The sequence below is a fragment of the Vulcanococcus sp. genome (assembly GCF_044369115.1).
Taxonomy (GTDB): Bacteria; Cyanobacteriota; Cyanobacteriia; order PCC-6307; family Cyanobiaceae; genus Vulcanococcus.
In genome coordinates this window covers 1-7,954 of sequence record NZ_JBIPMN010000124.1, presented here as the reverse complement: position 1 = coordinate 7,954, position 7,954 = coordinate 1, and the positions used below count along the sequence as shown (strand labels likewise).

Here is a 7,954-nt window from a genome sequence, read left to right as displayed (position 1 = left end):
CAGACGGTTGGAGGCCGTTTCATCGGGGCCGAACACCCGCAGTGAATCGGGGTTGAGCGCAATCGCATCGCGCAGCAATTCACCCAGCACTGCCGTGTTCTCGTGCTGCACGCGCCCCGGTTGCGGCACGGCAACGGCGTAGTTGGCGATCGCCGGCAGCTGCAGCTTGTGGCGCAGCAGGCCGCCGTTGGCATGGGGGTTGGAGCCCATGCGGCGGGTCCCCTGGGGGGAGAGGGCCTGGAGCTCGGGCTTGAGGCTGCCGTGCTCATCGAACAGCTCCCAGGGGCGGTAGCTCTTCAGCCAGCTCTCCAGTTGCTGCAGCTGGGCCGTGTCGTGGCGCGGATCGGGCAGGGGCACCTGGTGGGCCCGCCAGAAGCCTTCGAGCTTCTTGTCGCCCAGGGCTGCAGGCCCGGTCCAGCCCTTGGGGGAGCGCAGCACGATCATCGGCCAATGGGGCCGCTGCGCCTCGCCGCTGCGGCGCGCTTCCGCCTGGATGGCCCGGATGCGGCCGGTCGCCTCATCCATGGCTGCGGCCATCGCCTGGTGCATGGCCATGGGCTCGCTGCCCTCCACGAACAGTGGCTCCCAGCCGTAGCCGCGCATCAGGCTCGCCAGCTCATCTCGGGGGATGCGGGCCAGCAGGGTGGGGTTGGCGATTTTGTAGCCGTTCAGGTGCAGCACCGGCAGCACGGCGCCGTCTGAGATCGGGTTGAGAAACTTGTTGATGTGCCAGCTGGTGGCCAGCGGGCCGGTTTCTGCTTCCCCATCGCCCACGCAGGCCAGGGCGATCAGATCAGGGTTGTCGAACACCGCGCCGCAGGCGTGGGAGAGCACGTAGCCGAGCTCGCCGCCTTCGTGGATGGAGCCGGGGGTTTCCGGGGTGCAGTGGCTGCCGATGTGGCCGGGGAAGGAGAACTGCTTGAAGAAGCGCCGCATCCCCGCCGCATCCTGCGATTTGTCGGGATAGATCTCCGAATAGGAGCCATCGAGATAGGTGGGCCCGAGCACCCCGGGTGCCCCATGCCCTGGTCCCGACAGGTAGATCATGTCGAGGTTCTGCTCGCGGATCACCCGGTTGGCGTGGGCCCAGATGAAGGCTTGGCCCGGGCTTGACCCCCAGTGGCCCAGCAGACGATTTTTGATGTGCTCGGGCCGCAGCGGCTCGCTGAGCAGCGGGTTGTCCTGCAGGTAGATCATCCCCACCGCCAGGTAGTTGGCGGCCCGCCACCAGGCGTCGAGTTGCTCCAGTGCCGTACCGGCGAGGTGTGGGGCAGGGCTGGTTTGGCTCAGGGTCATGGGGACGCACCCTCAGGCTCTGGCCGGAACGTAGCCGTTGTCACAGGGGATGACCTGCCAGGGCGAGACTCTCGTGCGGAATTGCCCACGTCGTTGATGCCCGAGATCGGAGCCCACCAGCTCGAGGTGGCCGAAACCCTGATTGGGGTGGGTCGCTTTCTGGTGATTTTTGTGGCCGCCCGTCTGCTGGCGGAGCTGCTGGTGCGCTGGCAGCTGCCCACGATCCTCGGGGAGCTGATCGCCGGCGTGATCATCGGCGCCAGCGGCCTGCATCTGATCGTGCCGCCGGAAACCCAGGCGGCCCTCAGTCAGGGCGTGCTGCAGCTGGTGGGATCGCTGGCGGATGTGCCAGCGGATGTGGTGAGTCACCTCTACGCCGAGAGTTTCCCTTCCCTGCAGGCGGTGGCCACCCTCGGTTTGTTTGCGCTGCTGTTTCTCACTGGCCTGGAGAGCGATCTCGATGAGCTGGTGGCCGTGGGCGCTCAGGCCACCACGGTGGCGGTGGCCGGTGTGGCGCTGCCCTTTGCCCTGGGCACAGCGGGCCTGATGGCCTTCTTCCATGTGGATGTGATCCCGGCTGTGTTCGCCGGCGCCTCGATGACGGCCACGAGCATCGGCATCACCGCCAGCGTGTTCGGCGAACTGAAGATGCTGCGCTCGCGCGAGGGCCAGATCGTGATCGGTGCCGCCGTGCTCGACGACATCCTCGGCATCGTGATCCTGGCGGTGGTGGTGAGCATTGCCGGTGGCGGCAGCCTGGAGATCGGCCCGATCCTCAAGCTGGTGGCCGCTGCGGTGGTGTTTGTGGTGGCGGCCATCGGCCTCAGCCGCAGCGCAGCCCCTGGCTTCGATTGGGTGATCGATCGGCTCAAGGCCCCCGGCGATGTGGCCGTGGCCTCGTTTGTGGTGCTCACCCTCTGCTGCTTCGCCGCCACGGCCATCGGCCTGGAGGCGGCGCTGGGGGCCTTTGCCGCCGGCCTGATCCTGAGCAAGTCGAACCACAGCCACGCGATTGAGGCCGCCGTGAAGCCGGTGGTGGCCCTCTTCGCCACGATCTTCTTTGTGCTGATCGGCACCGGCATGGATCTTTCGGTGCTCAACCCGCTCGATCAGGCCAACCGCCCCGGCCTTGTGGTGGCAGCCTTCCTGCTGGTGGTGGCGATCGCCGGCAAGGTGGCGGCAGGTTGGTGTTTCCTCTCCAGCCAGCCCACCAAGCGCCTGGTGGTGGGCCTGGGGATGATGCCCCGCGGCGAGGTAGGCCTGATCTTCCTGGGCCTCGGCACCCAGGCCAAGCTGCTGAGTCCGGCCCTGGAGGCGGCCATTCTGTTGATGGTGATCGGCACCACCTTCCTGGCGCCGGTGCTGCTCAGACTGGTGCTGGCTGGCAAGAGCGATGGACCCGACCTCGACCCCCTCGCCGAAATCCCCACTTGAGGGTTGGCAGTTCAGCTGGGCCGGCTGGTTGGATAACCGCCACGGCGAGTGGTGGCTGCTGGTACAGCTGCTGCTGATTGCGGCGCACCTGCTGCCGCCCTGGCCGGCTCCGGGCAGCTGGGGCTATGCCTGGCCGCTGCCGGTGGCCCTGGCTGGGGCCGTGTTGTTTGTGGTGGGGCTGCTGTTGGCGGCCCAGTCTTTTTGGCGGTTGGGGCCCAGCCTCACGCCTCTGCCTGATCCCAAACCCGGAGCGGAGCTGGTGACAAGCGGCGCCTACGCCCGTTGCCGCCATCCGCTGTATCAGGCGGTGCTGCTCTGTTCGCTGGGGGTGGTGTTGGCCTTGGGCAGCCTGTTGCACCTGGCGCTGCTGTTGGGGCTCTGTGCTGTGCTCGGGGGTAAGGCCCGGCGCGAGGAGCGGATGCTGCTGAGGCTGCACCCCGATTACGCCAGCTACCGCGCCGCCACTCCCGCGATCATTCCAGGTCTGCCGTGGCTCGACTGGCGGGGCTGAGGCTGAGGTTCGGCTGCACCTCAGCGGGTGCCCACGTGCTGCGTTGCTGTTCCCTGGGGCTCCCACGTCCAAGTGCCCAGGATTCCGTGCAGTCCGTACAGAATTCTGGATTGCTTCTGGTTTGTGGTGAAAAGTGGTCGCTGGTTTGTCGGTAAAGGCTTGAGCTGGTGTGGGATGAGGGCCTGAACGACGGGCATTGGGGCGCGGCGGTGCCCTACTCGTTACGGCTGGCCGCAGCCAGGCCCCAGAACAGGCCGTAGAGCGCGGCCACCAGGCCAAGGCTGGTGCCCCAGCCCGGGCCCAACGCCCAACCCAGCACCAGATTGATCACCACGCCGGCGCCCAGGGCCAGCAGCAGGCTGCTCACCACCAGGGCCACCAGTTGGCTGCCTTCATCGAGAGGTCCTGCGGCGAGGGCTTCCTCGAGGCGCGAAAGCGGAGCGCTGAGGGGCAGATAGAGGGCCAGGGCCCACAGCGCGCTGCCCGGCAGCAACAATGCCCAGCTCTCGGGAATCCAGTCGGGCACGAGGGCAGAGGGCAGGTGGGTTCTCCCTAGCATCCACCACCCAGCCTGGTGTTGCCGGTGACCATTGCCGCGGCGTGGACCTTTGAGGGCCATCCGATCCACAGCCTCAGCCGTGCGCCGGAGGGTGCGGCGAAGGGCCCGGCGATCCTGCTGGTGCATGGCTTTGGTGCCTCCACCGACCACTGGCGCTTCAACATCCCTGTGCTCGCGAAGAATTACGAGGTGCATGCGCTCGACCTGCTCGGTTTCGGGCGCAGTGCCAAGCCCGAGGGCCCTCGCTATGGCGGTGCGCTGTGGCGCGATCAGCTGGTGGCCTACGTGCGTGAGCGCATCGGCCGGCCCACGGTGCTCGTGGGCAATTCCCTCGGCGGCTATGCGGCCCTGGCGGCGGGTGCGGCCCTGGGCGATCAATGTGCCGGCGTGGTGCTGCTGAACGCGGCTGGCCCCTTCTCCGATGAGCAGGGTGAACCGCAGGGATGGGGAGCCATTGCCCGCCGCACCATCGGTAGCGCCCTGCTCAAGAGCCCGATCCTGCAGCGGCTGCTGTTCGAGAACATGCGGCGCCCCGGCAATGTGCGCCGCACTCTCAAGCAGGTGTATGTCAACCCCACCAACGTGGACGACGAGCTGGTGGAGTCGATCCTGCGGCCCAGCCGCGACCCTGGGGCCTTCGGGGTGTTTCGCACCGTGTTCGACATCCCCCGCGGCCAACCCCTCGATGCGCTGTTCGCCCAGCTGCAGGCACCACTGCTGCTGCTCTGGGGCATCCGCGACCCGTGGATCAATGCCGCCGGCCGCCGCGGTGCGTTCCAGCGCCACGCTCCGGCCAACACCACCGAAGTGGTGTTGCAGGCCGGCCACTGCCCCCACGATGAGGTGCCGGATCAGGTGAACCGGGCGATGCTGGATTGGCTCGCCACTCTGCCGGCGCGATGACCGAGCCGCCCGGGGCGTTGCTTTACCGGCCCGTGCTCTGCCTGCCGAAAACCGGCAGCACCAGCTTCAGCCTCTGGCTGCAGAGCGAAGCGGAGCCGGCGCATCACGAATGGCAGGTGGAAGAGCTCCTGCACCTGGGGGCCCTGGCCCATCGCCCTGATTTCCCACAGCGCCGGCAGGCGTGGTTGCTTCAGCGGGCCCGTGGGTTGGAGGGTGCCTGGGACGTCACCACCTCCCTTTATGCCGTGCTCTGGGATCTCTCCGCCTCCGGTGCTCCCGGGTTGCGGATCCAGCCCCGCTGGCTCTGCCGCTCCCCCGGCCCCTGGCTGGCGAGCATCGTGGCTTGGAGTCTTCGCTTTGCTGCTGACCCCTTCCGCCGCCGCTGGTTGGGCTTGCATCGCGGGTTTGTGGTGCGCAGCGATCCGGCCCTCGCGGCCTTGATGCCTGCCGATCCCACAAGCCCGCAGCAGCTGAGCGCCTACTGGCTACCCGTGTGGCTGGCGTTTCAAACCCTGGTGCAGGAGCGGCAGCAGTCTTATCAGCTCACCGAGCGGCTGCCGGCCCGCCATCACGCCAACACCAGCCCGCCCAGCGCGATGCGGCTGCCACCGTGGCCTGAGCTCCCACCCCTCAGCGGCTGCTTCCACACCGATGGCTCCTGCCTGGAGGCGGTGCGGCGCTGCTGTTTTCAGCTGGGCCGGATCACGGGGTGAGCCTCCCCCTGCAGGGGATCCCCTGGCGCCAATTGCGGGAAATAGAGCTCGCGGATGCGGCGGCGCAGCGTGGCGCCTCGAGCTGGATTGAACCCGATCGGATCGGGATTGAGCCGGGCCCCGTCTGGAATGAAGCAGGCCGCCAGGGCCAGCCGGGGCTCCGCCATCCGGTTGGGCAGGCCGCAGTGCCACACCACGCCGTTGTGCAGATCCACATCCCCCGGCTGGAAAGCGCTGGTGCTCGTCATCGGCATACCGCTCTGCAAGAGCAGTGGCTTCAGTCCGTTCTCGTCGTTGAGGCAGCCCTCCTGGGGCTCCAGCCGGGCGGTGCCTTCCGCGTAGTAGAGGCCGCTGCCCTCCTGCACCGGCGTGAATGGGATCCAGCAGGTGAGGATCGGCGCATCGCTGGGGATCACGTCCTTGTCGCGATGCCAGCTGGTCATGGCAGCGCCGGGTTGCTTGCGCAGCACGCCGAAGTGCAGCGGGCGCAGGGCCTGCCAGCCCGTGGCCTTCGCCACGAGCTGGGGTAGTGCACCGCTGGTGAGCAGCGCCCAGATGGCGGGGTGCTTCGGGCTCAGTCGCCACTCGCAGCCATGGGGATCCGCACCGGTGCGCTCCAGTTGGGCCGCGTTACCGCTGTTGCTCAGCTGCTGTTGCCAGAGCTCCTCCGCTTCCTGACGCACAGCGGCGAGCCGCTCGGCTGGCCAGAGCCCATCGCAGCGCCCATGGCCGCACTGCTCCAGCTCCAGCTGCAGGTCAGTCGGCATTGCGCTGCAGCGTGTCGAGATTCCACTGCCGCACCTGGTTGATCAGCGGTGCCATGGCGCCGCCGCCGGCCCTGGCGATGGGGTTGAGCACCAGCGGGGCCGTGAGGTAGTTCACGATCAGCGCCTGCCGCTCGCTGGGGGCCGCCATGGCCAGGGAGCCATGCAGGGTCCAGAGCTGGTGCAGGGTTGCATCCCCCAGGGCCAGCGGTGCCGCGACAACGGCTGTGGTGTGGGGGTCGACGCCATCTGGCCAGCGGTCGCTCGCGAGCGGTTGGTCGATCAGGCAGAACCGCTGGGTGCCGGCGAAGAACACCAGCGGGGCGTTGTCGCCGTCGATCGGATGCAGCGGCACCCAGAGGGTGAAGGCCTGCAAGCTGTCACTGGGGATGAACCGGCCGTCCTGGTGCCAGGCCGTGCCGTTGCAGCCGGGGGTTTTGCAGTAGAGCGTGGTGCCCAGCAGCTGGATCTGGCTGCTGCGGCGGCCCACATGCCGAGCCAGCCGAGCCAGCAGGGTGGGATGGGTGAAGATCTCCTGGAGAGCCGGGATCTCCCGGTGCAGGAACCACAGGGTTTCGGTTTGCGCCTGTTTGCGCTGCATGTAGGCCTGCATGGCCTCTCGTTGTGCCAGCAGCTGGTTGATCGCCTGCGGGCTGAGGGCCCCAGGCAGATGGCAGAAGCCATCGCGTTGCAGCTGGGCCTCAGACAGGTGCATGGGCCAGAAGGTAGAGCTTGAGCTGCACTGCAGCGCCGCCGCCGGCTCCATCGTTGGGATTCGCCACCAGCTTCAGGTGGCTGAACCCTGGTTGGAAGCGCTCCCTCAACCGGCGGCGATGCCACTGCCGTGTGCGCTCCAGGCTGCCGTTGGGGCACCAGGGTGTGAGCAGCTCCAGCAGAGCCAGGGCAGCGGGGTCGCCCTCGCCACTGCCCTGCTGCAGTCGCTCGGGGGGATAGAGCTCCAGCCCCAGCCGCGGTTGCGGCGTCGCCCGCCAGTCGAAGCAGGCCGACCACGCCATGGCCGCTGGCTCGGCCAGGAGCAATGGCTCCAGCCCCGCCGCCTGCAGCTGAGTCACGGCGCCGGGCAGCTGCTGGTGCAGCCAGCCCCATTGGGCCGCCGCCGGCCCCACCAGGTTGCAGCGCCAGGCGGGTTGCCGCTGCCCTGGCCGCGGCTGGAACAGCCCCAGATGGGACATCCGCACCCCCTCGGGTAGAGCAAGAGCAGCCAGTGCCTCCAGCGGCGGTGCTGACATCACGCTGCTCAGGCTGGCCGCGAGCTCCTGCAGTTCCCCCTGCGCGGCGGGGCGCTGCAGGCGCAGAAATAATCCGGGCCAGCCCTCACCGGGCTGATCGAACTCCAGCCAGGGGTCTGCCAGCAGATCGGGCCACTGCCGCAGGCAGCTGTTCACCAGCGCCAGCAGGGGTTGCAGCTGCTCCCAGGCCGGCTGCTGGGCCACCGCCTTCGGATCCGGCATCGGCATCGATAGATCCGGGATCCGGATCGGTTCGTGGGCCTCGCTCAGCCTGTATTCGAACAGCCCCAGGTGCCCGAGTGGAGGGATCACAGCGGCGCCCTCACACGTAGGCCAGCAGCTGGCGCCGGCTGCGATCCAGCCGCAGAAATCCCCCCAGCACCAGCCGCGGCTGCGGGCCCTGGCAGGGCCGAATCCGGTGCCAATGCTCACCGGCGTTGAACAGCAGTGCCTCCCCTGCCCGGGGCGGCACCAGGCCCACCGATTGCAAGGGCTGCGCCGCAACCGGTGACCTGCCGCCGCGA

At 68.4% G+C, this 7,954-nt stretch carries 8 protein-coding genes and 2 pseudogenes; 4 read left to right on the top strand and 6 right to left on the bottom strand.

Annotated elements, in window-relative coordinates; translation table 11 throughout:
* Positions 1-1,296: pseudogene (locus ACIQ2E_RS10245) on the bottom strand (phosphoketolase); the annotation flags it as partial.
* Between the two features lie 96 nt (positions 1,297-1,392).
* On the opposite strand from ACIQ2E_RS10245, the gene ACIQ2E_RS10240 reads away from it, so the two are divergent.
* Complete coding sequence (locus ACIQ2E_RS10240) at positions 1,393-2,730, top strand: cation:proton antiporter (RefSeq protein ID WP_398329828.1); 1,338 nt, start codon at positions 1,393-1,395, stop codon at positions 2,728-2,730.
* Positions 2,690-3,241 carry a methyltransferase family protein gene (locus ACIQ2E_RS10235; protein ID WP_398329825.1) on the top strand — a complete coding sequence of 184 codons (552 nt, stop codon included), beginning with the start codon at positions 2,690-2,692 and terminating at the stop codon, positions 3,239-3,241. Before ACIQ2E_RS10240 ends, ACIQ2E_RS10235 begins: the two co-directional genes overlap by 41 nt.
* Positions 3,242-3,455: 214 nt before the next feature.
* On the opposite strand, the gene ACIQ2E_RS10230 is transcribed toward ACIQ2E_RS10235, so the two are convergent.
* On the bottom strand, positions 3,456-3,767 hold the full coding sequence (locus tag ACIQ2E_RS10230) for a hypothetical protein (RefSeq protein ID WP_398329823.1): 312 nt from the start codon (positions 3,765-3,767) through the stop codon (positions 3,456-3,458).
* Between the two features lie 57 nt (positions 3,768-3,824).
* Between ACIQ2E_RS10230 and ACIQ2E_RS10225 the strand changes: the two genes are divergently transcribed.
* Both ACIQ2E_RS10225 and ACIQ2E_RS10220 read left to right on the top strand, forming a co-directional pair.
* Positions 3,825-4,703, top strand: coding sequence for an alpha/beta fold hydrolase (locus tag ACIQ2E_RS10225; protein WP_398329820.1), 879 nt, complete (start codon positions 3,825-3,827; stop codon positions 4,701-4,703).
* Entirely contained in the window at positions 4,700-5,416 is a 717-nt protein-coding gene (locus tag ACIQ2E_RS10220; RefSeq protein WP_398329817.1) for a hypothetical protein, read from the top strand. The genes ACIQ2E_RS10225 and ACIQ2E_RS10220 overlap by 4 nt, the downstream gene beginning before the upstream one ends.
* On the opposite strand, the gene ACIQ2E_RS10215 is transcribed toward ACIQ2E_RS10220, so the two are convergent.
* The 4 genes and pseudogenes from ACIQ2E_RS10215 to ACIQ2E_RS10200 form a co-directional block, all read right to left on the bottom strand.
* Positions 5,392-6,183, bottom strand: coding sequence for a phytanoyl-CoA dioxygenase family protein (locus ACIQ2E_RS10215; protein WP_398329814.1), 792 nt, complete (start codon positions 6,181-6,183; stop codon positions 5,392-5,394). The two genes, ACIQ2E_RS10220 and ACIQ2E_RS10215, sit on opposite strands and share 25 nt — an antisense overlap.
* Positions 6,173-6,895 (bottom strand): phytanoyl-CoA dioxygenase family protein, encoded by a 723-nt coding sequence (locus ACIQ2E_RS10210; protein ID WP_398329811.1) that lies wholly within the window; start codon positions 6,893-6,895, stop codon positions 6,173-6,175. The genes ACIQ2E_RS10215 and ACIQ2E_RS10210 overlap by 11 nt, the downstream gene beginning before the upstream one ends.
* Complete coding sequence (locus tag ACIQ2E_RS10205; protein ID WP_398329808.1) at positions 6,882-7,742, bottom strand: hypothetical protein; 861 nt, start codon at positions 7,740-7,742, stop codon at positions 6,882-6,884. Before ACIQ2E_RS10205 ends, ACIQ2E_RS10210 begins: the two co-directional genes overlap by 14 nt.
* A gap of 10 nt (positions 7,743-7,752) precedes the next feature.
* Positions 7,753-7,954: pseudogene (locus tag ACIQ2E_RS10200) on the bottom strand (hypothetical protein); the annotation flags it as partial.

Bases quoted from the DNA above. Each gene is read 5' to 3' on its own strand.
- ACIQ2E_RS10215 (WP_398329814.1), bottom strand. From the start codon at position 6,183: ATGCCGACTGACCTGCAGCTGGAGCTGGAGCAGTGCGGCCATGGGCGC.
- ACIQ2E_RS10240 (WP_398329828.1), top strand. From the start codon at position 1,393: ATGCCCGAGATCGGAGCCCACCAGCTCGAGGTGGCCGAAACCCTGATT.
- ACIQ2E_RS10220 (WP_398329817.1), top strand. From the start codon at position 4,700: ATGACCGAGCCGCCCGGGGCGTTGCTTTACCGGCCCGTGCTCTGCCTG.
- ACIQ2E_RS10210 (WP_398329811.1), bottom strand. From the start codon at position 6,895: ATGCACCTGTCTGAGGCCCAGCTGCAACGCGATGGCTTCTGCCATCTG.
- ACIQ2E_RS10235 (WP_398329825.1), top strand. From the start codon at position 2,690: ATGGACCCGACCTCGACCCCCTCGCCGAAATCCCCACTTGAGGGTTGG.